We start from the raw sequence: 24,490 nt of genomic DNA, 5'->3' as shown, positions 1-24,490 counted from the left end.
CGTGGCGGGCTTTCGCGTCTGGTCGGCAGTCATTCGACGGCAGCACCATCCAGCCTGACGTCGACGCGCAGGCCGGTGCCGCCGACCCGCCTGGACAGCGTGATCCTGCCGCCATGGGCGGCTACGATCTCGCGGACGATCGGCAGGCCGAGCCCCGTGCCGTCGGCGGGGCTGCCGGGCAAGCGGTAGAAGCGCTCGAACACCTTTTCCATTTCATCGTTGGGGATGCCGGGCCCGTTGTCCTCGACGACGAGCCGAGACCCGCCGTCCTCTTTCGCAAGCGCAACCCAGATCGAGCCGCCGCGTGGCGTGTAGCGCAGCGCGTTGTCGACGAGATTCGTCACCATCTCGCGCAGCAGGGTGGCATGACCGCTCATCAACACCGCCGCGCCCCCATCATCGAAGACGAGGTCGATGTCGCGCTCAAAGGCGAGTGGCGACAGCCCCTCCAGGGCCGCGCGCGTCAGGGCGCCGAAATCGACCGCCTCCTTCCGCAGGGCATCGCCGCCGGGCTCGGCCCGCGCCAGCGTCAGCAACTGGTTGACTAGCCGGCTGACCGCATCCAAGCCACGGTCGATCGCACGGAGGGATTCGTCTTTCGGCCCGCTCCCAGCTTCGCGAAGCCCGACCGTCGATTGCGTCTTCAGCACCGCCAGCGGCGTCCGCATCTGATGCGAGGCGTTCGCCACGAAGCGCCGCTGCAGGGCGATGTAGGCGTGGACGCGGTCGAAAGCGTGATTCAACGCCTCGATCAGCGGGCGAAGTTCGCTCTGGAGTCGGCCCGGCTCGATCGGTTGGAGAGAGCCGGGCTCGCGGTCCCGCAGTTCCTTGCGCAAGGCGAGCAGTGGGGCGAGTCCGCGCTGAAGCCCCAGCAAGGCGAGAATGGCCGCGATGCCGACCAGAAGAGCCTGATCGCGCAGCGAGGCGTACCAGAGGCCGGCGACGAGCCGGTCGCGGCCCCGCAGGGTCGTGGCGATGACGACAAGCGCGTTGCCGCCGGCGGTCCTGGAGACAACCGGCTGGGCGATCGCCACAGCCCGGATCTCTTCGGTCCGGAAGACATCCGCGAAGAACACGGGCTGAAGGTCGCGCGGCGGCTGGGGAGGGATCGCCACGTCGGGAAAACCGGCGATGAGTTCGCCGGCCGGCGACATCACCCGGTAAATCACGCGGTCGCGATCCGGCGAGGCGAACATCTCGAGTGCGGAAGGCGGGATCAGCGCCTCGACGCTGCCATCGGTCTCCTTCACCTGTTCGGCGATGACGCGCGCCGCCGCCAGCAGCGTCCTGTCCGTGATGAGATCCGCCGTCGCCATGGCGTTGGTGCGGGTCGTCCAGGCGTTGAACCCGACGACGCCCGCCAGAGGCAGCAACACCCAGCCGAGCAATTCCAGGCGCAGGCTTCTAGCCATCGAGCTTCCTCAACGCATAACCCAGCCCGCGCAACGTCCCGATGCCGACAGCGCTGCCTTCGAGCTTCTTCCGCAGCCGATGGATGTGGATCTCGATCGCGTTGCTGCTCGCGTCCTCCTCAAAGCCGAACACTGTCTCGGTCAGCGCGACCTTTGAGACGATCCGCCCATTGGCCAGCATGAGCGATTCCAGCATCGCGTACTCGCGTTGGGTCAGAGAAAGCGGTTCGCCCGCGAGATGAAACAGGCGCTGGCTTGTTTCGAGTGCAAGCTCTCCAAACGCGATGGTCAGCGATTTTTCGCTCTGTCGCCGCCGCAGTTGGGCGCGCATGCGCGCTTCCAGTTCCAGGGGGTCGAAGGGCTTGACGAGATAGTCGTCGGCGCCGGCGTCGAGCCCGGCGATGCGGCTTGTGATCGCGTCGTTGGCCGTCAGGATGATGACCGGCGTCAGCCCCTTGCGGGCACGGAAGCGCTTGAGCACGTCGAGCCCACCCATCTCCGGCAAGGCCATGTCGAGGATCACGAGATCATAGTTCTGCGTCGTCAGCACGGCATCGGCATCAGCGCCGTCATGAACCGCATCGACGATGTAGCGGCTCTTCCGGAGCAGCCGCCCCAGCCATTCCGCCAGCTCTCGATTGTCTTCGACCAGGAGGACACGCATGAGCATTCCGTCGCATAATCCGGCGCATTCTACGAATGCAGCCGACAGCCGGGCGCAATGGGGCTACGGCGCCATCTCCGACTGTGAGGCGCGAAACGGTGGTGCGACGACCCTTTCCCCACGCGATTCGGCCTCGCGCAGCCGCTCCTCTTCGCGCTGCAGGTAGTCGCGCGTAAGCGGTACGGCATCCTGCCTGCGCACGATCTGGAGCTGGAAGACGACAACGTCCTGATGCTCGAACGCAGCCTGGCTCATCGCCAGATAGAACTCCCACATCCGGCAGAAGCGTTCGTCATACAGTGCTGCAGCCTCTGCCCGGCGCGCCATGAAACGCTCGCGCCAGGCCTGCAGCGTTTTCGCATAATGAAGCCGCAGCACTTCGATATCGGTGACGATCAGGCCGGCCTTCTCAGCCGCCGGGAGAATCTCCGACAGGGCCGGCAGGTAGCCGCCCGGAAAAATATAACGGTTGAGCCAGGGGTTGGGGTGGTTGGGGCCGTCCGAGCAGCCGATCGTGTGGAGCAGCATCACACCGTCCTCGTGCAGCAGGCGCCGGCAGGTCTCGAAGAACACGGAGAAGAAGCGCGGGCCGATATGCTCGAACATGCCAACCGAGACGATGCGGTCGAACACGCCCGTCACGTCGCGGTAATCCTGCAGGGCGAAGCGCGCGCGGTCTTGGGCGCCGGCAGCCTGAGCCCTGCGGTTGGCGACGTCGAGTTGCTCCCTGGAGAGCGTCACGCCAAGTGTTTCATGCGCCCGGGCGATCTCGGTGAGGTAGAGGCACATGCCGCCCCAGCCGCTGCCGATATCAAGGACGCGATGCCGCGGCTCGATGACGAGCTTGGCGGCGATATGGCGCTTCTTTGCAAGCTGCGCTGCGTCGAGGCCTTGGTCGGGTGTCTCGAAATAGGCGCAGGAATATTGCCAGTCCTGATCCAGGAAGAGCGCATATAGCCGGTCGTCGAGATCATAGTGATGGGCGACGTTGTCGCGTGAGCGGCTGCGCGTATTGAGCGTGGTGAGGTGGCGCAACAGATAGCGACACCAGTCGAGCGCCCCCTCCCACCAGCTGGGAGCCTGATCGCGAGCGCCGGCCAGGATGAGCGCGAGGAAGCCGTGGATCGTTCCTCGCTGGACGACGAGGCGGCCGTCCATGAACAGCTCGCCGAGTTTCATCTCGGGATCGAGAAGGAACGCCAGGACCGCTCTTCGATCGGTGAAACGGATCGAAACGGGCTCTCCCGCGCCGTCCCCGCACCAGAAACTGCGGCCATCCGGCATCGTCACGTCGAGCGCGCCGCGAGAGACGAGCTGCGAAAGCACGGCTTGAAGGAGGCGATACATCGACTGTGTTCCGGGCCAGCCGCGCGAGCCGCGCGGCGAAGCGGAAATCGCAGGAACCGTGCCAGATCGGGGCGGGCATGGGTCCTGCGCCGGGGCGCTATCAGAAATTCGGCCGAAATGGCCGGAAATACGGGCCGGCAGGGGTCTATCCTGCCGATAACCGCGAAATTCGGGTCTTGCTGCTTCATTGGTGAACGCCTCGCGCGCAGGCGCAGGACCGGTCAACCCTCGACAAACGACCTCCAAATTTTGATGGAACCTTCAGGAAATTGTGCCACGCAGGAGGGTAGAATTCAGAAATAGCGAGATTTTTCAATACGTTGTCTGCTGGCACGTGCCTTGCCATCCGTGCTTCCGTGACAATGGCGGATCGGGCTTCTGGAATGGAATGGCAGGCTATCGTCGACTTCGACGGCACGATCACGCGCCGCGATACCACCGACCAGATTCTCGAACGGTTCGCGCTGCCTGAATGGCAGGAAATCGAGCAAGACTGGATTGCCGGCCGCATCGGGTCGAGCGAATGCATGCGGCGTCAGGTCGAGTTGCTGCGCGTCACGCCTGACGATCTCGAAGCCTTTATCGCCGGCATCGAGATCGATTGGGGCTTCCTGTCCTTCGTGCGTCTCTGCGCGCGCTACGACGTTCCGCTCACCGTCGTCTCGGACGGCCTCGACCTGACGATCAGGCAGGTGCTCAAGCGGGTCGGCCTCGGTCACCTGCCGATCGTCGCCAACCACCTCGAACCGGTGGGTGGCGACCGCTGGCTGCTGTCCTCGCCCCACGCCGCCGCAAGCGGCGACTGCGCGAGCGGCACCTGCAAATGCGCCGTCGCAAGCAGCCTGCATCGCCCTCTGACCCTGCTGGTCGGTGATGGCAAATCCGACCATTGCGTCGCCGCGCAGGCCGACCGCGTCTTCGCCAAGGCGGGCCTGATCGCACATTGCCGCGACAACGGCCTGCCTCATCAGCCTTTCACCGATTTCTCCGAGGCCGTGAGCCTTCTGGAGGATCTGCTTCGCGCGGGTGTCCCCGTCGCGACGCGTCTCGAGACCAAGGACATGATCAATGGATGACGGCACCACCCTCGTTCTGTCGGCCCGGGCCCCGCGGGCCGAGATCGCGGCGAAGCCCCAATCGAGCCACAAGGACGAACAGGCCCGCCTGCTCGCGCTCGAAGCGCAGTATTGCTCCCATGGCGACACGGTCCACTACACGCAGTTCCCGAAGATCTTCTCGGGCTGCGAAGGCTCGTTCATGTTCGACGACGAGGGCAACCGCTTCCTCGACCTGCAGATGTGGTACTCGGCCGTCAATTTCGGCTACGCCAACCGCCGCCTGAACAACGCGCTCAAGCGCCAGATCGACACGCTGCCGCAGGTCGCCAGCCAGTATCTGCATCGCGAGAAGATCGAACTCGCCGCGCTCATCGCGCAGGATGCCGAAGCCAAGTTCGGCGAGAAGGGCCGCGTCCACTTCAATGTCGGCGGCGCCCAGGCCGTCGAGGATTCGCTCAAGCTCGTGCGCAACGCCAGTAACGGCAAGAGCCTGATGTTCGCCTTCGAGGGCGGCTATCACGGCCGCACGCTGGGCGCGTCCGCGATCACCTCGTCATACCGGTATCGCCGCCGCTTCGGCCATTTCGGCGAGCGCGCCCATTTCATTCCCTTCCCCTACCATTTCCGGGGCCCCAAGGGCATGAGCAAGGAGGAGTATGGCGAGCATTGCGTGCAGCAGTTCGCCCGTCTCTTCGAGAGCGAATACAACGGCGTCTGGGATCCCAAGACGGGTCAGGCGGAATATGCCGCCTTCTATGTCGAGCCGCTGCAGGGCACCGGCGGCTACGTCATCCCGCCGAAGAACTTCTTCATCGGGCTGAAGAAAGTACTCGACGACCACGGCATCCTGATGGTGGTCGACGAGATCCAGATGGGCTTCTACCGGACCGGGAAACTCTGGTCGATCGAGCATTTCGGCGTCACGCCCGACATCATCGTCTTCGGCAAGGCCGTGACCAACGGGTTGAACCCGCTGTCTGGCGTCTGGGCCAAGGAAAAGCTGATCAATCCGACGATCTTCCCGCCGGGCTCGACGCATTCGACTTTCAACGCCAATCCGCTGGGCACCGCCGTCGCACTGGAGGCCATGAAGATGATGGCCGAGGACGACTACGAGACCATGGTGATGGAGAAGGGTGCCTATTTCCTGGAAGGGCTGGAGGAGCTGAAGCGCCGCCACGCCATCGTCGGCGACGTCGACGGGCTCGGCATGGCCCTGCGCATCGAGATCTGTGAGCCCCATGACAGCTACACGCCGTCCAAGCGCCTCGTCGATCTGATGTGCGACGAAGGCATGAAGGCCGATCTCGTGGTGGGCGGAAAGCGTTATGGCCTCGTGCTCGACATCGGCGGCTACCACAAGAACGTCATCACGCTCGCACCGGCCCTGACCATGAGCCATGCCGAGATCGACTTGGCGATCACGCTGCTTGACCAGCTGTTCACCCGCGTCGCCAAAGCCTGATTGCCCGGGAGATCGATGGTGCATCTGCGCGTGATCGATCTCGACGGCAGCGTCGCGGCTCAGGAGCCGCTGCGCCGGCGCATCGATGCGGGAGCCGCCGCCCGCATCGATGCCACTGATCTTGCGTCCTCCCTGCGGATCCTCGCGACCCGCAAGGCCATGGACATCTTCGTCGGGCGTCTGCGCGAAAACGCGGCGCCCGACGACGAACCCTGCGTGACCTTCTATGGCTCCGGCGACTTCCACCACGTCACGGCCGGCCTGCTCGCCGGTCTCGACCGCGATGTCAGCGTCATCCATTTCGACAACCACCCGGACTGGGTGCGCTTCCCGCCGACCTTCAACTGCGGCGCCTGGGTCAACCGGGCGCTTGAACTGCCCCATGTCCGGCGCGTCGTGACGCTTGGGCCGTGCAGCGACGACCTCGTCCGGCCCGAGTTGCAATTCGCCAATCTGCCGGCCCTGTCGGAGGGACGCATCGAACTCTATCCCTGGCGGCACGCGCCCTCGCGGATCTGGGGCCGCTATCGCGACGGCGCCTGCCACCGGCAGGAAGGCGGCCATCTGCACTGGCGCAACCTCGCCGATGAGCGCTGGGACGATTTTCTCGACGAGTTGATCGACGGGCTGCCCACCAAAGCGATCTGGATCACCATCGACAAGGACGTGCTGGATCGGGCTGACGCCACGACCAACTGGGACCAGGGCGACATGCCGCTCCCACGTCTGCTCAGTGCGGTCGAGCGGCTGGCGGCCGGTTGCGAGATCGTCGGCATCGACGTTTGCGGCGACTATTCGTCGGCTGTCTTCTCCGATCCGCTGCGGGCGACGCTGGCCTATTTCGACCATCCGGACCGACCCTCGCCAACCCCCGACGATCTCGCCGTGAACGCACGGGTCAACGCGGCCCTGCTCGAATGCTTCGAGAAGGTTCTGAGATGAGCCCGTCGCTTGCATTGTGGTTCGCGGTGTCCGTCCTTTGCGACGTCGGCGGCCAGATCTGCCTGAAGCGCGGCGCCGACGCTCTGCCCGAGGCGCGGATGCGCGACATGGCGAAAGCCCTGTTCGGCTCGGCCTGGATTGCCGGCGGCGTCATGATCTATGTCGTCGAGATATTCGTTTGGCTGCGCATCCTGGCTGAAGTCCCGCTCTCCGTCGCGTTTCCCATCGCCAGCCTGAATTTTCTGGGCGTGACACTCGCCAGCACCCTCTTCCTCAAGGAGCCGGTCGGCCGCCGGCAATGGCTGGGTGCGCTCCTGATCACGCTGGGCGTTGTCGTCGTCGCCCGCACCACCTGAGGAACGCCCGTGCCGCCCGCCGATCACAGCCTTCGATTCTCCGGTGACCGGACCGGGTTCCTGTTGATTCACGGCCTCGGCGGTACGCCGGTTGAGCTGCGCCTCGTCGCCAGGGCGTTGCACCGCGCCGGCCATACCGTGCATTGCCCGCAGCTCGCCGGCCATTGCGGCAGCGAAGACGATCTGCTAGCCACGACCTGGATGGACTGGGCGGCAAGCGTCGAGACGGCGCTCGACCAGCTCCGGACCCATTGCGACACGGTCATCGTCGGCGGCCTCTCGATGGGCGCGGTCATGGCGATGCACATCGCCGGCAGGCGTCCGGCAGATGTCCAGGGTTTGGCGCTCTATGCGCCCACGCTCTGGTATGATGGCTGGTCGATCCCCTGGTATTCCTTCCTGCTCAAGCTCCTGATCGACACGCCGATCGGCCGGCGCTTTCGTTTCGTCGAGCGCCATCCTTTCGGCATCAAGGACGAGCGCATCCGCGCCATGATCGTGCACGCGATGGGGCGCGGCGAAAGCGCCGAGGCTGGCCTGTTGGGCACCCCGTCGGGCGCGCTGCGCGAGATGTGGCGGCTGATCGCCGAGGTGAAGCGCAACATGGGCGCAATCATGCAGCCCGCCCTGATCGTCCATGCCCGTCACGACGATGTCGCGGGTCTCTCCAACGCGATCCATATCCAGCGCGGCCTCGGCGGCCTCGTCGACACCGTCGTGCTCGACGACAGCTACCATCTCGTCACCATCGACCGGCAGCGCGACGTCGTCATCGACCGCTCGCTCGGGCTGGCGCGGCGGCTCGCGGCAGGCGCCCGGGAGAACGGCACCGTCTACGCCGTCGCGGCCGAATGACCGGGCTGCGCGGCATCGTCGCCGCCAGCATCGTCGACATCGAGCCGCGCGGCTGGGACGCCTGCTTCGCCGACGACGCCGAAAGCCACGCCTATTACGCCGCCTGCGAGGCAATGGCAGCCGCCAGCGGAATCGGCGTCAGGATCGGCGCGGCCTGCGTCGCGGACGAGGCCGGCATGGTCGCGGTCGCGCCGTTCTTCCAGCTGGACTACCGGCTCGACACGCCGCTGCAGGGCAGGCTGCGCGCCGTCGCTGAGCAGCTCGCCCGGCGCCTGCCCGGCCTCGCGGTGCTGAAGGTGCTTTGCATCGGCTCGCCCTATGCCGAACGCTGCCATCTCGGCTTCGCGCCGCGTCTCTCCGTGCCGGAGCGGCGCGCGACCTTCGACATCATGCGCGCGACGCTGGCCGAACGCGGGCGCGCCGTCGGTGCTCATCTCGTCGCCTGGAAGGATCTGTCGCCGTCGGACGCGCAGGCTTTTGGCGAAAGCCTGGCCGGGGATGGTTTCGCAAGGCTCGGCAGCCTGCCGGTCGCGGTGCTCGACCTGCCGTTCGCCAACGAGGCCGACTATCTGTCGTCGCTGTCGCCGGCGACGCGCAAGGATATCCGTCGCAAGCTCGCCAAAGCGAAGGACGTTCGCATCGAGATGTGCTGCTCGATCGCCGGCATCGAGGACGAGATCGCGGCGCTCTACGAATCGACGCGGGCGCAGAGCGGCCTCGACTATGGCGATCTCGAGGTGCTGCCGCCGGGCTATTTCGCCGCGGTCTCGCAGGCGCTCGGCGATGCCGCCGTGTTCGCGCTCTACTGGGTCGGCGATACGCTCGCCGCCTTCAACCTGCTGCTGATCGAGCCCGGTCGCTTGATCGACAAGTTTCTGGGCATGCGCTACCCGCTGGCGCGCGAGCACAATCTCTACGCCGTCAGCTGGATGGCCAATGTCCGCTTCTGTCTCGCCAACGGCATCGCGCAGCTGCAGAGCGGGCAGACGGCCTATGCCTCGAAATTGCGCTTCGGCAGCCGGCTCGTGCCGTCGGCGATCTTCTTCCGACACCGCCAGCCGGTTTTCAACTGGGCGCTGAAATCGATCAGCCCGCTGCTCGCTTTCGATCGTCTGGATCCCGAGCTCAGGGCGTATCGCGCCGCACAAGAGCGGAGCGCCGCATGAGCCAGATCCAAATTGCGCAGAAGGCCTTTCCCTGGCGGACGCTCGCGGTCTGGGGCGCCTTCATCGCGCTCGACACCTTCACGCAGCTCGCCTTCAAATGGGGCGCCGATCAGCTCGGCGATCTCGATTTCGGCTTGGGCATGATCGCCCGCGCGCTGACCCTGCCCGGCGTCTGGCTCGCCGCGCTCGGCTATGCCGGGACCTTCGTCGTCTGGATGGCGATCCTGCGCATGATGCCGCTCAGCCGCGCCTTTCCGATGACGGGGCTGGCCTATGTCACGGTGCCATTGCTCGCCTGGGCGGTTCTGGGGGAGCGCATCGACCTGACGCGCGCCTGCGGCATCGCCCTGATCGTCGCCGGCGTCGTGGCGCTCGGCTCGCAGGAGAAAGAGTGAGATGACCCTTCGCATGCTTTTGGCCGCCTCGCTCGCGTTTGCCGCGATCGTCGGGCCGGTGCGCGCCGACCCGATCTCCGACATCATCGGGCGCTGGCGCGATTCCGACGGCGAATCGGAGATCGAGATCGCACGCTGCGGCCCGGCCCTGTGCGGCGCGATCGTCTGGCTGAAGGAGCCGCGCGCCGACAAGTCGAATCCCGATCCGGCTTTGCGCAACCGCTCCCTGATGGGCCTGCGCGTGCTCTCGGGCTTCAGGCCCGATCAGGGGGCTGCGACCCTGAGCGGCGAGGGCTACAATCCCGAGGATGGACGTAGCTACAAGACGACGCTTGAGTTGCGGTCGAAGACGACGCTATCGGTGAAGGGCTGCGTCATGGGCGGGTTGATCTGCGATGACGACATCTGGACGAGGCGCCCGTGAGGCACGCTCCGTGATCGCGAGGCCAGCGTGATGCGGGTTCGCATGACCACGCTCAGGTTGCGGCTCGTCATCGGCTTCCTGCTCGTCAGCGTGCCGGCGATGCTGGCATCGGCCTATGTCGCTGCGCGGCTGATCTCGAACGCCTTCGAGAGCAATGTCGAGCAATGGCTGGGCGAGACCTCGCGCTTCTTCAAGCTCGAGGTGCGCGAGGCGACGCAGGAGGCCCAGCGCGTCGCCAGCGTGATCGCACAGCGGCTCGACAGCGCGACGGATGACGAACTGAGGCACCCCGCCATCATCGAGAAGGATCTCGCGATCCTGGCCTCGGTCGGCTACGACCTCATCGCGATCTACACCGACAATGAAGAAAAGCTCTACGAATCCAGGCCGTTCACGATAACCGGGAAAATGCCGGTGGAGACGCGCCGCGGCATCTTCCAGATCGCCACCGAGGGCCAGCACTACATCATGGCCGGCGCCGTCCAGACTGTTAAGGTTCGGGGCCGCAAGGCGCATATCCTCGTCGGGACCTGGCTCGACGATACCTATCTCGGGGGCATCAAGGTGGTGACTTCGCTGGATGTCCGGTTGTTCGCCGACACCGGCAACGGCTTTTCGCCGATCCTGCTGACCCATCCGGGGGCGACGCCGCCGCGGCCCGTGCCGCAAGACATCCGCGACAAGCTCGCGGCCGGCGTCGAGACGATCTTCGACCGGCAGGCCGATGATGGCGGCTATCGCGCCGTCTATACCGGCTTTCGCGGCGTCGATGGGGATCTCGTCGCGGTCGCCTTCATCGGCCTGGCCGCCCGGGAGGGATTCTTCGAGCAGATCGGTCGCTGGCGCCTTTTTGTCGGGATATTCCTGTTCGGCAGCGCCCTCTCCATCCTCGTCGGGGCAGCCATGTCGGGCATATTGGTGCGGCCGTTGCAGGCCGTTACGCGCGGCGTCCGCGCGATCACCGCCGGGGAGTACCATCAGCGCGTGCCCGCGCGCGGCGGCCGCGAGATCGCCGAGCTGGCCACGGGCTTCAACGTGATGGCCGAGCAGCTGGAGAAGGTTCACGCCCTGGAGGAGGAGTTGCGCCGCCGCGATCGCCTTTCGGCGCTAGGCCAGGCGGCGATGGTGATCGCCCACGAGGTCCGCAATCCGCTCGGCATCATCAAGACTTCGACCGAGGTCGTGCGTAATCGCGCCAAGCTCGGCCCGTCTGAAGATCGCATGCTGGGTTACGTCATCGACGAGGTCCGCCGGATCGAGACGCTGGTGCGCGACTTTCTCGATTTCGCCCAGCCCAAGGAGCCGAGCAAGACCGTCTTCCCGCTGCGTTCGGTGGTCGACCGGGTCGGCTTCCTGGCCGCACCCGAACTGGCAAGACGCGAGATCGCCCTGGACGTCGTGGAAGAGGTCTCGGGCGTCATGATCTCGGGCGATCCCGACCAGCTGCATCAGGCCTGCCTCAATCTGGTGCTCAACGCCATGGACGCCATGCCGCAAGGCGGCCGCATCGCGGTTAGGCTCGCCGCTACCGGAGGCGAAGCGGTCCTGACGGTCGCCGACGATGGCGGCGGCATCCCCGCCAGGGTCATCGCGCAGATCTTCAACCCGTTCTTCACCACCAAGACCAAGGGCACCGGCCTTGGTCTTGCCAAGGTCCAGTCGGTTGCTGTCGCTCATGGCGGCACGGTCTGCTGCACCAGCGTCGAAGGCGAAGGCGCGGCCTTCACCTTGACGCTTCCCCGCGTCCGCACCGAAGGCACGACATGACTCCGACGATCCTGGTCGTCGACGATGAGGTCCGGCTCGCGGACGTCCTGACGGCTGCGCTGCAGGATCTCGGCTATCGCGCCCTTGCCGCCGACAGCGCCAAAGGGGCGCTCTCGCTTCTCGATCAGGAACAGGTCGATCTCGTCCTGACCGACCTGCGGCTGCCGGGCATGGATGGCCGCGCGCTCATGGGCGAGGTGCGCCAGCGCTGGCCGGAAATCCCGGTGGTGATCATCACCGCCTTCGCTACGGTCCGAGACGCGGTCGAGCTCGTCAAGGAAGGTGCATTCGACTATATCGCCAAGCCGTTCGAGATCGAGGACGTCGCTGCGACCATCGGCAGGGCGCTGCGTCTCAACGAGGTGATGCGCGACAACGACCGTCTGCGCAGCGAGCTCGAAGGCCGCTACAGCTTCGAGAACCTGATCGGTAGCAGCCTGCCGTTCCGAAAAGTGATCGAACAGGTCACCGAGGTCTGCGAGACGCGGGCGACCGTGATGCTCAGCGGCGAGAGCGGCACGGGCAAGGAAGTCGTTGCCAGGGCGATCCATTTCAACAGCCCCAGGCGCAAGCGCCCCTTCGTCGCCGTAAACTGCGCGGCGATCCCCGAAGCGCTGCTGGAGAGCGAACTCTTCGGTCACGTGAAGGGGGCGTTCACCGGCGCGCTCGCCAACCGGATCGGCCGTTTCGGCGCCGCGGACGGCGGCACGCTGTTCCTCGACGAGATCGGCGACATGCCTGTCGCGATCCAGGCCAAGCTTCTGCGCGCGATTCAGGAGCGCAGCTTCGAGCCGGTCGGCGGCAATCAGAGCCAGACGGTGGATGTCCGCATCATCGCCGCGACGCATCGCGACCTGCGTCAGGCCGTCACCGCAGGCCAGTTCCGCGAGGACTTGTTCTATCGCGTCAACGTCTTCCCGATCCAGCTTCCGGCCCTGCGCGAGCGCAGCGAGGACATCGCGATTCTCGCTGGCCACTTCCTCGGCGTTCTGGCCGAAAGCGTCGGGAAGCGTGTGACTGGCTTTACGCCCGGGGCGCTCTCGGCAATGGCGAACTATTCGTGGCCCGGCAATATCCGCGAGCTGCAGAACTGCGTCGAACGCGCGGTCATCGTCGCACGCTCTCCGATCATCGACGTCCCCGATCTGCCGCGCGACCTGTTCGAGGCGACGACGCGCCTGCGTGAGCGCGACACACTGCCATCCGATCTCGACGCCGAACTCAGACGCATCGAGAAGCGCTTTATCCTCGAAGCGCTCCGGCGCACGAACGGTAAGCAGGTTCAGGCCGCGCAACTGCTCGGTGTCGCCGATCGGAGCCTGTGGCACCGCATCAAGAAGCTTGGCATCAAGGTCGGCCGGCTTGCTTCGGAATAGCGGTTTCGCGCAAGAGGCATTGGCGCATCGCGCCGATCGTGCCAAGGATCGCGCATGAGGCTGGATGGAGTTCCGCTGTTGTTGCGTTCGAAGACGGCCCTTGCCCTGATCGGAAGCGTGCATGCGTTTGGCGGCGCCATGGCGGCCGAGCCGGCCCCGGCGCTGCTTTCGGCTGAACCGGCCTCCGCCTGGGTCGTTTCCCTGGGCGGGTCGGGACAGATCGGCCCCAAATACGACGGCGCCGGCAAGGCCGGTTTCTCGGGCCTGCCGTCGCTGAGCTGGCGTCGCGCCAACGAGGAGGCCGGTTTCAGCGCTCCCGATGACGGTCTCGACTATGCCGTCTTCGACAACAAGGTTTTCAGCTTCGGGCCGGTGGCCAGCCTTCGCGCGGGCCGCTATAGCGGCACCGATCGCAAGCTTACCGGCTTGAGGGATGTTCCCTGGACGATCGAGGCCGGCGCCTTCGCCGAATTCTGGCCGATCCAGAACCGTTTGCGCACGCGCGTCGAGATCCGGCAGGGATTTCATGGTCATCACGGCGTCGTCGCGGATTTTTCGGCCGACTGGGTCGAAAAATTCGATGCCTTCACGCTGTCCGGCGGCCCGCGTCTTGCGCTCGGCGACACAGCTTTCATGCGTCGGAACTTCGATGTCTCGCCCGGCGAGGCGCTTGCCAATAGCCGGCTGACGCCGTTCAAGGCGACGGGCGGCGTCAAGTCGGCCGGCGTCGGCGTGGCGCTCGACTATCAATGGTCACCGACATGGAAGACCACGGTTTATACCAAATATGAGCGCCTACTGAGCGACGCCGATCACTCACCCATCGTCCGCGTGCTCGGGCAGCGCGACCAGGTCAGCTTCGGCCTGGGCGCGACCTATTCATTCAAGCTGGGCGGTTGATTTTCAGCGGAATTGCCCCCTGCATGACGATGCCGGCAACCGGATGACCCCGAGCCATTCCCGCAAGAAGGGTGCGCGCTATCGCTACTATGTCTCGCAAGCGCTGATCCAATATCGCAAGGCGCGGGCCGGCTCGATTGCCCGAATCTCCGCGCCGGAGATCGAGGCTGCCGTGTCAGCGGCAGCTCCGATCCCAAACCGGATCGAGCGCGTCACGCTGCACCGCAATTCTCTCCTGATCGAGCTGAAAACTGCCGATGATATCGGCGAGCCCAGCACGATCAGCGTTCCCTTCGCCTGGCAGCCTCAGGGCCGCCGCAAGGGCATCGCGCATCAGTCCACGCAAAAGCCCCGGCTCGATCACGACTCGGCCGAGGCGATCCTGGCGATGATTGCAAGGGCAAGGCGTTGGATGACCCGGCTCATCGACCGTTCGATGGCATCGACCGACGAGATCGCGCTTCGCGAAGGCGTCGGCGAACGCAATATCCGCAAGCTGCTGCCCCTGGCGTGCCTCTCCCCAAAAATCATTCGCGCCATTGCCGACGGCACCGCACCAGCCAACCTCACCATCAGCCGGCTGACCGCTGCCCTGCCCCATGACTGGGCGAGCGAGGACAGCCGCATCCTCGTTCACTGACGCTTGCGACAGGACGTGAACCAGCCCGCCGCTTGTGGCGGGCATTTTGTTGTCCGGCCGATCTGTCGAACCTGTCTGCGGCGACAAGCCTGCGAACCGGTCTCGGCGATATTCCCGCGGAACTGAAAAAAGGGGCGGCCCAGACCGTCACGCAGAAAGCGGCTGAGCACCCTGGTTTAGCCGCCCGTCGCGCGTCGCCAGACCGGCCTCGCCCGCCACCCCCCGACACTACCGCGAGAAATGTCGGACTGACCAAATCTACGGTTCAGGCGGAATGCGTGGCTGGGGCGGGAGGGTTCGAACCTCCGAATGGCGGTATCAAAAACCGCTGCCTTACCACTTGGCGACGCCCCAATGCGCCGCGCCTTCTAGAACGCGTGGCGACCTTGTGCAACCTGCTCCGGCGGGAGGCGCGGGAATCCGGCAGCCGGCTGGAAATGGGGGGCGGCAGGAATTCGTCGCGGCAAGCCAAGCGCGCTGTTGCGCACCAGCGCGGCGCTGGCTATAAGCCGGCCACCAGTTGATCGGAGTGTAGCGCAGTCTGGTAGCGCACTACGTTCGGGACGTAGGGGTCGCAGGTTCAAATCCTGCCACTCCGACCATTGGTTTCAAGAGGTTGGCGGTTCCCGGTTGCCGCGCCTCGCATAATTTTCAGCCTCTCGGCAGCGACGCGGACATCGCCATTTCAGCCATGGCGAAGGGCGAATGCCGCCTGTAAGCTTGCTTCGACAATCAGGAGTCGCAACCGACCATGAAACGCGCCTTGTCTCTTCTCGCCATCCTCGGCCTGGCGACCATGCTGTCGGCCTGCGACAAATGCGGCGATACGCTGCGCCCCTTCGGACTGCCCAAGAGCTGCACCGACACCAAGCCTGCAGGCTGAGCCGCGCATTTGCCGGGTTGACCGGCGAGGCATGAAAAAGCCGGGGTTTCCCCCGGCTTTTTTAGTCTTGAATGCGTGCCTGTCAGGCCTGCGAAAACCTCAGGCGCGACGCTCGATCAGCGACCAGCCGGCCGCGACGGCGCAGCCCGTCAGGGCGAGCTTGAGGGCGTCGCCGAGCAGGAAGGGCTGCACGCCGAAGGCGAAGGCCTTGGCGAAGCCGACGCCGGTCGCGCCGCCCGTCATCTGCGCGCCAAGCGCCAGCCAGGCAAAGCCCAGGCCAAAGATCAGCGCATCGGCCGCGATCAGCCCCAAAGCCAGCCGCAGCAGCGAAGCTCCGCGCGAAGCCGCCCAGCCCGCAACGTATGCCGCCAGCACGAAACCGACGAGGAAGCCTCCGGTCGGCCCCATCAGATAGAACAGCCCGGCCGCGACCGGCGGCGTATTGGTGAACACAGGCAGGCCGGCGAGGCCATAGGCGATGTAGAGCGCGACCGTCGCGGAGCCCAGCCGCGAGCCATAGGCCGCGCCAATGGCGAGAACCGCCAGCGTCTGCAGCGTCATCGGCACGGGCCAGAACGGCACCTTGATCTTGGCGGCGGCGATCATCAGCAGGCTGCCGGCGACGGCGAGCGCGACATTGCGCAGCATCGCGGCGCGAGGCCCCGATACGGCCGGCAGCGCGGCGTGTGCAAGCGTGGGGGCTTGAAGGGGGAGCATCTCGGCCATTCGCGTTCGTCCTGTTCGGGAGGATCGCTGCGCGCGACCATCTTCCCCGTCTATAGGAAATGCGGCAAAGCCCCACAAGCTGCGCAAACGGGCAGACCCGAACACGAGGCCACGCATGAGCGACGAGATCGAATTCGACAGGAGCGCGACGACGCAGCCAGGCGAGATCGCGCAGCTGTCGCCGCTGGTCCGGTGCGTCATCGCCGGCAATGGCGGGCCGATGACCTTCACCGGCACCTGCAGCTACATCGTCGGGCGCGGCACGGTGGCGATCATCGACCCCGGCCCCGATGACCCGGCCCATGTCGCGCGCCTCGTCGAGGCCGTGAGGGGCGAAACCGTCAGCCATATCGTGGTGACGCACACCCATCGCGACCATTCGCCGGCCGTGCCCGCGCTCAAGGCCGCGACGGGCGCAACCGTGGTCGGCTGCGGCCCCCACCGCGCCAGCCGCGAACTGGCTGAGGGCGAGACCAACCGGCTCGACGCCGCCGCCGACCGCGACTATGCGCCCGAGCAGGAGATGGCCGACGGCGACGCGGTGTCGGGCCCCGGCTGGAGCCTGCGCGCCGTCGCGACGCCCGGCCACACCGCCAATCACCTCGCCTTCACCCTGGCCGAGGAGGCGACATTGTTCTCAGGCGACCATGTCATGGCCTGGTCGACCACGATCGTCGCGCCGCCCGACGGCTCGATGGCGGCCTATATGGCCTCGGTCGAGAAGCTGCGCGGCATGGAGCATGCGCTCTATCGGCCCGGCCATGGCGGCCCGGTGACCTCGCCCCAGGCTTTCCTGCGCGGGCTGGTCCAGCACCGCCGCCAGCGCGAGGCGGCGATCCTCAACCGTCTCGCGGCCGGCGACGAGACCATCGCCGCGATGGTGCCGGCGATCTATCAGGGGCTGGCCCCGGCGCTGCATGGCGCGGCCGCGCTCTCGGTGCTGGCGCAGCTGGAGGACCTTGTCCTGCGCGGCGTCGTGGCCTGCGACGAACCGTTGCCGCAACTGGCAAGTCGCTACCGGCGCATCTGACGCTTGCTATTCCGCTCGCAAGCAGCGCCGTCATCCTGGCCGCAGCGCAGCGGAGCGCCGGGATCCACCGTAAGGGAACGACTGTGCTCTACGATGGATCCCGGATCTGCGCGGCTTGCCCGCTTGTCCAGGATGACGGCCGAACGGGAGCAGTTCGACAACCCGAATCTCAGCGCGCCTCGTTCAGCAGTTCGACCTCTTCGGCGAAGCCTGCGATCCGCGCCGCGTTAGCGCCGAAATCATGCCCGCCGATGCGCGAGGCCGAGCGGATGTCGATCCGGCTGCCATCGACGCGCGGCCTGATCCGGATCGTGATGTCGTCGGCAAAGCGCAGCACGCGCGTGCGGGCCACGGCCTCGATCCGCCCCGCCCCGGTGCGCCCGCCCGGCCGCGACGATTCCAGCACCTGCCAGCCGCGATTGAGCGCGGCCTTGCGCGCGATATCGAAGGCCAGCTCGGCTGGAATCTCCAGCACGATCGGCACCGCCTTGGGATAGGCCTGACGCTGCACCCGCCGGCGCTCGGCCGGCACATCTGGCGGCACGCGGCCCCTGCGCGCATCGAGCGCGACGCGCGAACGGCTGAAGGCGGGAGGGTCGTCGATATCGGTCGAGACCTCGGTCAGCGCCGGCAGCGTCACCGCCTTGAACACGCCGTAACCGACCGGCAGCAGCATCAGCACGCAGAGCAGGAAGGCCTGCGCGGCCATGCCGACGCCGCGATGGCCCGACTGCCATATCCGCAGGAACGCCGCGACCGCCAGCAGCAGCGCCAGCAGCACGAAGGCATAGGCTCCGGCGATCGGCGCCAGCCCCTGCAAACTCGGTTCGGAAGTCCGGAACACCAGCGCGGCCAGCAGCAGCACCGCCAGCGCAAACCACGCCAGCCGCCGGCTCCAGAGCGCGGCGCGCGAGACAGGCTCCTCGAAGACGAGACGACGATGCATGGCCGTCTAGGTGACTCTACGGTTGCTGGAAGGCAAGGGCGGAACGGCCATCGACCTCGCCAAGCCGTCGGGCCGGCCCTAGAGTATCGCCATAAGTCGATAGAAGGACCTGTCGGATGAAGCGCGCAGCGATCGTGATGTTCGGTTTCCTTGCAGCCTGGAGCGTCGCGCAGGCTCAGGAGCGGCTTCAACCCGGGCTCTGGGCAGTGACGACCACGATCGGCGCAACGCCGGTCGGCCCCGCCAATGACATCTGCGTGACCGCGCAGGACGGCCGCAGCGCCAATGGCACGCTGGCCGAGATCAAGGCTTTTCTCGATGCCGAGAACGCCAAAAACAAATGCACGCTGAAGGACCTCAAGGTCGAAGGGCAGCGCGTCACCATCGTGACCGATTGCGACGGCACCAGCCTGACCTCGGTCATGACCTATGCCGGCGCGAGCTATGAAGGCTCCACGACGATGCTCATCGAGGATGCGCCGAAGCGGGTGATGGTCACGAAGGGCCAGCGCAAGGGCCCGTGCCCCTGAGGCTTTCTCACCCCGGCAGCCGATAATCCTTGAACATCTCGCGCAGCGCCATCTTCTGGATCTTGCCGGTGGCGGTATGGGGGATCGCCTCGACCAGCACGACATCGTCGGGCAACCACCATTTCGCGATCTTGCCGGTCATGAAGGCGAGCATCTCGTCCTTGCCGGGCGTCCTGCCTGGCTTGGGCACGATCACCAGCAGCGGCCGCTCGTCCCATTTCGGATGGGCGACGCCGATCACGGCGGCCTCGGCGACATCGGGGTGACCGACGGCGAGGTTCTCCAGATCGATCGAGGAAATCCATTCGCCGCCGGACTTGATCACGTCCTTGGAGCGGTCGGTGACCTGGAAATAGCCGTGCTCGTCGATGGTGCCGACATCGCCGGTGTCGAAGAAGCCCTTGTCGTCGAGAATGTTCTCGTCTTCGCGCCGGAAATAGGCCTTTGAGACCGCCGGACCGCTGACCTTGAGGCGGCCGAAGGTCTTGCCGTCCCAAGGCGTGTCGTCGCCTGCATCGTCGGTCAGGCGGAACTCGACGGTGAAGGGCGGGTGGCCCTGCTTCATCTTGAGGTCGAGCAGCGCCTCGCCTTCGAGATGGGCGTAAGGCGGTTTGACCGAGCAGAACGAGCCGACCGGGCTCATCTCGGTCATGCCCCAGGCATGCGAGACCGTGACGCCGTATTTGCGCTCGAAGGTCTCGGTCATCGCGCGTGGACAGGCCGAGCCGCCGATCATGACGCGCTTCAGGCTCGTCAGCGGCGCACCTGTCGTCTCCAGATGGTGCAGCAGGCCGAGCCAGACCGTCGGCACGGCGGCCGTCAGCGTCACGCCCTCTCCTTCCAGCAATTCCATCAGCGACGGTCCGTCGAGCTTCGCGCCGGGCATAACGAGCTTGGCCCCGGTCATCGGCGCGGAATAGGCCAGCGACCAGCTGTTGGCATGGAACAGCGGCACGACGGGCAGGACCGTGTCGCGCGAGGAGATGCTCAGGAAATCGGGCGCGGCGCAGGCGAGCGCGTGCAGCACGTTCGAGCGGTGCGAATAGAGCACGCCCTTGGGGCCGCCGGTGGTGCCCGAGGTGTAGCACAGCCCTGCCGCGGTGTTCTCGTCGAACGCGGCCCAGGCGAAATCGTCATCGGCCTCGGCGAGCCAGTCCTCATAGGGGATCGCGCCCTTCAGCGAGGTGTCGGGCATATGGAAGGCGTCGGTCAGGATGACGTAGCGCTCGACGCTCGGCAGCTTGTCCTGCAACTGCTCGGCGAGCTTCACGAAGGTCAGGTCGAGGAACAGCATCTTGTCGCCGGCATGATCCATGATCCAGGCGATCTGCTCGGGAAAGAGTCGCGGATTGACCGTGTGCGTGATCGCACCGATCCCGGTGATGCCGTACCAGAGCTCGAGATGGCGCTCGCTGTTCCAGGCCAGCGTCGCAATCCGGTCGCCGGCCTTGACGCCCTCGCGCTCCAGCCGCTTGGCGGCCTTGAGGGCGCGCTGGCGGACCTGGGCATAGGTCGTGCGCCTGAGCGAGCCGTCCTCGACCGCGCGGCTGACGACTTCGCGCCCGCCATGCTGGATCGCGGCATGGTCGATGATCCGGTGCAGCAGCAGCGGCCAGTCCTGCATCAAGCCGAGCATGGGCGTCTCTCTCCATATGTCTTTTCAAGTCTTGTTGCCGGCACGATAGCGCCAAGCGGCGCGCGGATGAAAGCGGGGCTCGCCTGAACCAGACGAATGGTTTAGGTCGTATCTATCGCGCCGGAGAGCCAGAAGCCCGTGTCAGCCTCCCTACCTGCCCCCGGCGGCGACACCGCCGAGCCCGACCGCGTCTGGTTCCGCTTCATGCGGCTGCACCAGCGCATGCTCGGCCAGATGACCTCGCGCATCCGGGCGCTCGGCCTCTCGATCCCGCAATTCGACCTGCTCTCGACCCTGACCGAGCGCGAGGGCATCAGCCAGAGCGAACTGGCCGAGCGGCTCTATGTCACCAAGGGTAATGTGTCGGGTCTCGCTGACCGCCTCGTTCAGGCCGGCCTGGTCGAGCGGCGCGCCATCGCCGGGGACCGGCGCTCCTATGCGATGCACCTGACGCCGGAAGGGCGAAGGCTGGCCGAGGCCGGCATCGCCGCCCAGCGCGATTTCGTCGCGCAGACGCTTGGCCGGCTGCCCGGCCGAGATCTCGCCGAACTCGACCGCCTCGTGCTCGCCTGGCGCGATCTGGCGCGGGCCGTCGACGCAGAATGACGATCGACCTCACCGCCTCGGCGACGAGCCTGCGCGCAGCGCTGCTGGCGCGCAAATTCTCCGCAAGCGAACTGCTCGAAGCGACGTTTGCCCGCATCGACGCGCTCAACCCCGGCCTCAACGCCATCGTCGCGCAGGATCGCGACGCCGCGCGCATGATGGCGCAGGCGTCCGACGCAAGGCTCGTAAACGGCACCGCGCGCCCGCTCGAAGGGCTGCCGATCACGATCAAGGACGCCTTCGACGTCGCCGGCCTGCCCTCCTCGGGCGGTCTGCCGGCCTATCGCGCGCGCCTGCCCGACGAGGACGCGGCCGCCGTGGCCCGGCTGCGGGCGGCCGGCGTGGTCATCATCGGCAAGACCAACGTCCCGGTCTTCTCCGGCGATTTCCAGAGCTACAATCCCGCCCATGGCGTGACCAACAACCCGTGGAACGCGGCCTTCTCGCCCGGCGGCTCGTCTGGCGGCGCGGCCACAGTGGTTGCGACCGGCATGGCCGCCTTCGAGCTCGGCTCCGATCTCGGCGGCTCGATCCGCTGGCCGGCCCATGCCTGCGGCGTGCTGGGCCTGAAGACGAGCTGGGGGCTGGTCTCGACCTGGGGTTCGATCCCGCCGCCGCCCGAGCGCCGCACCCCGCGCAATGTCGATCTGATGGTGGCCGGCCCGATCACGCGCGCGGCCGGGGATCTCGACCTGATCCTGCCGGTGCTGGCCGGCCCGCGCGACGCCGCGATGCCCGGCTCGGCCCTGACCGCGCCGCGATGCGTCTCGCCAAAAGGCCTGCGCGTCGCGCTCTGGGCCGACGATCCGTTTGCGCCGGTCGATGCCGAGGTCTCGGCGGCAGTGCGGGAGGCTGCGGAACTGCTGCGGGCCGCCGGCGCGATCGTCGACGAGACGGCCCGCCCCTCGCTGCGCTTCGAGGAGGCGTTCGAGGTCTATGCGCTGCTGAACCACGCCGTCGTCGCCTATGGCCTGCCGCCGAAGGTGCGCGCCCGCATCCAGGCGCAAGCCTCCAGCTACAGCACCAACGATTTGTCGCATCAGTCGCTGCAGGCGCGCGGCGCCCGTATGACGCCGGGGCTCTACCAGCAGGTCTCGCAGCGGAGGCTGGCGCTGAAGCGACGCTGGGCGAGCTTTTTCCAACACCATGACGTGCTGCTCTGCCCGCCCGCCCCCGTCGCCGCGATTCCGCACGATCACGGCCCAGACATCCATGCACGGCGGCTGATCGTGAACGGCGAACCCCGCCCCTACCTCGATTTCCTGCTCTGGGCTTCGCTGGCGACCGGCGCCGATCTGCCGGCATTGAGCGCCCCGGTCTGGCTGTCGCAGGCGGGGCTGCCGCTCGGCGTGCAGATCGTCGCGGGCGTGGGCGAGGACCGTACAGCGATCGCCGTCGCGGCGATGCTGGAGCGCCTCGGCGCAGGATATCGCGCCCCGCCGGGCCTTGCCTCAACATCCTGACGGCGGCAGGCCGACACGCAGCAGAGTCTGCGCTGCGTTGCAGGAAAATCGCTCAGCTTTTGCGTTGCGGCCGGGCTATGGTCGCATCAGGATTTCATAAAGACCGGGAGCCTGAGCGATGCTGTCCAACCTCGCCGTCCGCGACATCGAGACCCTCGTCCACCCCTACACCAATCTCGCCGTGCATCGCGAGGTTGGCCCGTTCGTGCTGGAGAGCGGCAAGGGCATCTTCGTCTATGATTCCAGCGGCAGGGAATACATCGAGGCGATGGCGGGCCTCTGGTGCACCTCGCTCGGCTACTCGAACGACGAGCTGGTCGAGGCCGCGTATGAGCAGATGAAGAAGCTGCCCTTCACCCACATCTTCGGCGGCAAGAGCCATGATCCGGCGATCGAGCTCGCCGAGAAGCTGAAGGAGATCGCGCCGGTTCCGATCTCCAAGGTCTTCTTCGGAGCCTCGGGCTCCGACGCCAACGACACCCAGGTCAAGATCGTCTGGTACATGAACAATGCGCTCGGCCGGCCGCGGAAGAAGAAGATCATCTCGCGGCTCAAGGGCTATCACGGCGTCACCGTCGCCTCGGCCTCGCTGACCGGCCTGCCCAACAACCACATCGATTTCGACCTGCCGCTGCCCGGCATCCTGCACACCTCCTGCCCGCATCACTACCGCTTCGCCGAGCCCGGCGAGACCGAGCAGGATTTCTCCTCTCGCATGGCCGCCGAGCTGGAGGAGATGATCCTGCGCGAGGGGCCCGACACCGTCGCCGCCTTCATCGCCGAGCCTGTAATGGGCGCGGGCGGCGCGATCATCCCGCCGGACGGCTATTTCGAGAAGATCAACGCGGTTCTGGAGAAATACGACATCCTCCTGATCGCCGACGAGGTCATCACCGGCTTTGGCCGTACCGGCAACATGTTCGGCACCACGACCTACGGCATGGCCGCCGACACCATCTCCTGCGCCAAGCAGATCACCTCGGCCTATTTCCCGCTCAGCGCCGTGATGATGAACGAGCGCGTCTATGAGGTCCTGGTCGACCAGAGCCGCAAGATCGGCGTCTTCGGCCACGGCAACACTTATGCCGGCCATCCGGTCGGCTGCGCGGTCGCGGTCAAGACGCTGGAAATCTACCAGCGCGACAAGATCGTCGAGCATGTCCGCAAGGTCGCTCCGACCTTCCTGAAGCGCCTTGACAGGTTGGCCGAGCACCCGCTCGTCGGCGAGGCGCGCGGCGTCGGCCTGATCGGTGGCGTCGAACTCGTCAAGGACAAACTGACGAAGGCTCCGTTCGAGACCAAGAAGGGCGTCGGCGCCAAGTCGGTCTCCTTCGCGCAGGAGGAAGGCCTGATCACCCGGGCCATGGGCGACCGCGTCGCCTTCTGCCCGCCGTTGATCATCACGGAGGCGCAGATCGAGGAAATGTTCGACCGTTATGAGCGTGCCCTGAACAAGACGCTCGACTGGGCCACGGCCGAAGGCCTGCTCGCGGCCTGAGCGCGCCTCGTCGATGAATTGTGGCGGCCGGTTACGGCCGTACACAAATCGACATGAAGACATCACGATCGCGCCCTTGGACGGGCAGGATTGCCCTGCATCTTGATCGTCGTCGGTGGCCAGGAACCATCGGCTTGTAGTGCTGGATTTTCCACGATCGAGATGTCAGGAGCCATGTCCGTACTCAGCCCCCGTCGCAAGACGATCAACCCCGCGAGTTTCCACGATGCCTCGGCCAAGGACGCCTATGCCTCGTGGTTCCGTCCGATCGCAATTGCCGCGGTTGCTGCTGGAACAAGACGTGCTCCCGTCGCGTTGGATGAGAGCGCGAAGGATAAACCATCCCGGCTTGCCGGTGTCCTTCGCAACGACTTCGACGACTGATCGCTTGAGCCTTCGTTTCGA

The 24,490-nt window shown here is 66.3% G+C and carries 25 protein-coding genes and 2 tRNA genes; 20 read left to right on the top strand and 7 right to left on the bottom strand.

Features of this window, described 5'->3' with window-relative positions; all coding sequences use genetic code 11:
• Positions 1-29: 29 nt before the first annotated feature.
• The 3 genes from AC1DZY_RS19885 to AC1DZY_RS19875 form a co-directional block, all read right to left on the bottom strand.
• Entirely contained in the window at positions 30-1,412 is a 1,383-nt protein-coding gene (locus tag AC1DZY_RS19885) for a sensor histidine kinase N-terminal domain-containing protein (protein WP_476821877.1), read from the bottom strand.
• Positions 1,405-2,076: a response regulator gene (locus AC1DZY_RS19880; protein ID WP_476821876.1), complete on the bottom strand. Its 672-nt coding sequence runs from the start codon at positions 2,074-2,076 to the stop codon at positions 1,405-1,407. The genes AC1DZY_RS19885 and AC1DZY_RS19880 overlap by 8 nt, the downstream gene beginning before the upstream one ends.
• 63 nt (positions 2,077-2,139) lie before the next feature.
• Positions 2,140-3,423, bottom strand: a complete 1,284-nt coding sequence (locus AC1DZY_RS19875; protein ID WP_476821926.1) for a class I SAM-dependent methyltransferase — start codon at positions 3,421-3,423, stop codon at positions 2,140-2,142.
• Between the two features lie 383 nt (positions 3,424-3,806).
• Here AC1DZY_RS19875 and AC1DZY_RS19870 point away from each other — a divergent pair, with 383 nt between their 5' ends.
• The 12 genes from AC1DZY_RS19870 to AC1DZY_RS19815 all read left to right on the top strand — a co-directional run bounded on the left by AC1DZY_RS19870 (position 3,807) and on the right by AC1DZY_RS19815 (position 14,767).
• Positions 3,807-4,499, top strand: a complete 693-nt coding sequence (locus tag AC1DZY_RS19870; protein ID WP_476821875.1) for an MtnX-like HAD-IB family phosphatase — start codon at positions 3,807-3,809, stop codon at positions 4,497-4,499.
• Positions 4,492-5,946: an aspartate aminotransferase family protein gene (locus AC1DZY_RS19865; protein ID WP_476821874.1), complete on the top strand. Its 1,455-nt coding sequence runs from the start codon at positions 4,492-4,494 to the stop codon at positions 5,944-5,946. The genes AC1DZY_RS19870 and AC1DZY_RS19865 overlap by 8 nt, the downstream gene beginning before the upstream one ends.
• A 15-nt stretch (positions 5,947-5,961) precedes the next feature.
• Positions 5,962-6,888 carry an arginase family protein gene (locus AC1DZY_RS19860; protein WP_476821873.1) on the top strand — a complete coding sequence of 309 codons (927 nt, stop codon included), beginning with the start codon at positions 5,962-5,964 and terminating at the stop codon, positions 6,886-6,888.
• The gene (locus AC1DZY_RS19855) at positions 6,885-7,244 is read left to right on the top strand and encodes an EamA family transporter (RefSeq protein WP_476821872.1); all 360 of its coding nucleotides are present in this window, start codon (positions 6,885-6,887) and stop codon (positions 7,242-7,244) included. The genes AC1DZY_RS19860 and AC1DZY_RS19855 overlap by 4 nt, the downstream gene beginning before the upstream one ends.
• Before the next feature lie 63 nt (positions 7,245-7,307).
• Positions 7,308-8,099 (top strand): alpha/beta hydrolase, encoded by a 792-nt coding sequence (locus AC1DZY_RS19850; RefSeq protein ID WP_476821871.1) that lies wholly within the window; start codon positions 7,308-7,310, stop codon positions 8,097-8,099.
• Positions 8,096-9,265 carry a GNAT family N-acetyltransferase gene (locus tag AC1DZY_RS19845; RefSeq protein ID WP_476821870.1) on the top strand — a complete coding sequence of 390 codons (1,170 nt, stop codon included), beginning with the start codon at positions 8,096-8,098 and terminating at the stop codon, positions 9,263-9,265. Before AC1DZY_RS19850 ends, AC1DZY_RS19845 begins: the two co-directional genes overlap by 4 nt.
• Positions 9,262-9,660 (top strand): EamA family transporter, encoded by a 399-nt coding sequence (locus AC1DZY_RS19840; RefSeq protein WP_476821869.1) that lies wholly within the window; start codon positions 9,262-9,264, stop codon positions 9,658-9,660. The genes AC1DZY_RS19845 and AC1DZY_RS19840 overlap by 4 nt, the downstream gene beginning before the upstream one ends.
• A gap of 1 nt (position 9,661) precedes the next feature.
• Positions 9,662-10,084 carry a DUF2147 domain-containing protein gene (locus AC1DZY_RS19835; protein WP_476821868.1) on the top strand — a complete coding sequence of 141 codons (423 nt, stop codon included), beginning with the start codon at positions 9,662-9,664 and terminating at the stop codon, positions 10,082-10,084.
• A gap of 42 nt (positions 10,085-10,126) precedes the next feature.
• Positions 10,127-11,851 carry a sensor histidine kinase gene (locus AC1DZY_RS19830; protein WP_476821867.1) on the top strand — a complete coding sequence of 575 codons (1,725 nt, stop codon included), beginning with the start codon at positions 10,127-10,129 and terminating at the stop codon, positions 11,849-11,851.
• On the top strand, positions 11,848-13,227 hold the full coding sequence (locus AC1DZY_RS19825) for a sigma-54-dependent transcriptional regulator (RefSeq protein ID WP_476821866.1): 1,380 nt from the start codon (positions 11,848-11,850) through the stop codon (positions 13,225-13,227). The genes AC1DZY_RS19830 and AC1DZY_RS19825 overlap by 4 nt, the downstream gene beginning before the upstream one ends.
• Positions 13,228-13,305: 78 nt before the next feature.
• Positions 13,306-14,127: a MipA/OmpV family protein gene (locus AC1DZY_RS19820; protein WP_476821865.1), complete on the top strand. Its 822-nt coding sequence runs from the start codon at positions 13,306-13,308 to the stop codon at positions 14,125-14,127.
• A gap of 43 nt (positions 14,128-14,170) precedes the next feature.
• Positions 14,171-14,767 (top strand): hypothetical protein, encoded by a 597-nt coding sequence (locus tag AC1DZY_RS19815; protein ID WP_476821864.1) that lies wholly within the window; start codon positions 14,171-14,173, stop codon positions 14,765-14,767.
• Positions 14,768-15,046: 279 nt separating this feature from the next.
• Here the strand turns inward: AC1DZY_RS19815 and AC1DZY_RS19810 are convergent.
• Positions 15,047-15,121: transfer RNA gene (locus AC1DZY_RS19810), tRNA-Gln, on the bottom strand.
• Positions 15,122-15,292: 171 nt separating this feature from the next.
• On the opposite strand from AC1DZY_RS19810, the gene AC1DZY_RS19805 reads away from it, so the two are divergent.
• Both AC1DZY_RS19805 and AC1DZY_RS19800 read left to right on the top strand, forming a co-directional pair.
• Positions 15,293-15,369: transfer RNA gene (locus tag AC1DZY_RS19805), tRNA-Pro, on the top strand.
• 149 nt (positions 15,370-15,518) lie between these two features.
• Complete coding sequence (locus tag AC1DZY_RS19800) at positions 15,519-15,650, top strand: hypothetical protein (RefSeq protein ID WP_476821863.1); 132 nt, start codon at positions 15,519-15,521, stop codon at positions 15,648-15,650.
• 99 nt (positions 15,651-15,749) lie between these two features.
• Here the strand turns inward: AC1DZY_RS19800 and AC1DZY_RS19795 are convergent, their stop codons facing one another.
• Positions 15,750-16,376 carry a biotin transporter BioY gene (locus AC1DZY_RS19795; protein WP_476821862.1) on the bottom strand — a complete coding sequence of 209 codons (627 nt, stop codon included), beginning with the start codon at positions 16,374-16,376 and terminating at the stop codon, positions 15,750-15,752.
• 115 nt (positions 16,377-16,491) lie between these two features.
• On the opposite strand from AC1DZY_RS19795, the gene AC1DZY_RS19790 reads away from it, so the two are divergent.
• The gene (locus AC1DZY_RS19790; RefSeq protein WP_476821861.1) at positions 16,492-17,406 is read left to right on the top strand and encodes an MBL fold metallo-hydrolase; all 915 of its coding nucleotides are present in this window, start codon (positions 16,492-16,494) and stop codon (positions 17,404-17,406) included.
• Positions 17,407-17,575: 169 nt separating this feature from the next.
• On the opposite strand, the gene AC1DZY_RS19785 is transcribed toward AC1DZY_RS19790, so the two are convergent.
• The gene (locus AC1DZY_RS19785; protein ID WP_476821860.1) at positions 17,576-18,352 is read right to left on the bottom strand and encodes a DUF1499 domain-containing protein; all 777 of its coding nucleotides are present in this window, start codon (positions 18,350-18,352) and stop codon (positions 17,576-17,578) included.
• Positions 18,353-18,468: 116 nt separating this feature from the next.
• On the opposite strand from AC1DZY_RS19785, the gene AC1DZY_RS19780 reads away from it, so the two are divergent.
• Positions 18,469-18,882, top strand: coding sequence for a DUF3617 domain-containing protein (locus tag AC1DZY_RS19780; RefSeq protein WP_476821859.1), 414 nt, complete (start codon positions 18,469-18,471; stop codon positions 18,880-18,882).
• 7 nt (positions 18,883-18,889) lie between these two features.
• Here the strand turns inward: AC1DZY_RS19780 and AC1DZY_RS19775 are convergent, their stop codons facing one another.
• Complete coding sequence (locus AC1DZY_RS19775) at positions 18,890-20,518, bottom strand: long-chain-fatty-acid--CoA ligase (RefSeq protein WP_476821858.1); 1,629 nt, start codon at positions 20,516-20,518, stop codon at positions 18,890-18,892.
• Between the two features lie 204 nt (positions 20,519-20,722).
• Between AC1DZY_RS19775 and AC1DZY_RS19770 the strand changes: the two genes are divergently transcribed.
• The 4 genes from AC1DZY_RS19770 (at position 20,723) to AC1DZY_RS19755 (ending at position 24,469) form a co-directional block, all read left to right on the top strand.
• Positions 20,723-21,124 (top strand): MarR family winged helix-turn-helix transcriptional regulator, encoded by a 402-nt coding sequence (locus tag AC1DZY_RS19770; RefSeq protein WP_476821925.1) that lies wholly within the window; start codon positions 20,723-20,725, stop codon positions 21,122-21,124.
• Positions 21,121-22,587, top strand: coding sequence for an amidase family protein (locus AC1DZY_RS19765; RefSeq protein ID WP_476821857.1), 1,467 nt, complete (start codon positions 21,121-21,123; stop codon positions 22,585-22,587). The genes AC1DZY_RS19770 and AC1DZY_RS19765 overlap by 4 nt, the downstream gene beginning before the upstream one ends.
• Positions 22,588-22,705: 118 nt before the next feature.
• Positions 22,706-24,085, top strand: a complete 1,380-nt coding sequence (locus tag AC1DZY_RS19760; protein WP_476821856.1) for an aspartate aminotransferase family protein — start codon at positions 22,706-22,708, stop codon at positions 24,083-24,085.
• Positions 24,086-24,187: 102 nt separating this feature from the next.
• Positions 24,188-24,469, top strand: coding sequence for a hypothetical protein (locus AC1DZY_RS19755; protein ID WP_476821855.1), 282 nt, complete (start codon positions 24,188-24,190; stop codon positions 24,467-24,469).
• Positions 24,470-24,490: the final 21 nt, after the last annotated feature.

The sequence above is a fragment of the Allobosea sp. P2_A10 genome (assembly GCF_056405115.1).
The sequence above is the reverse complement of the archived record's forward strand: the minus strand, read 5'-3'. Positions and strand labels throughout refer to the sequence as shown.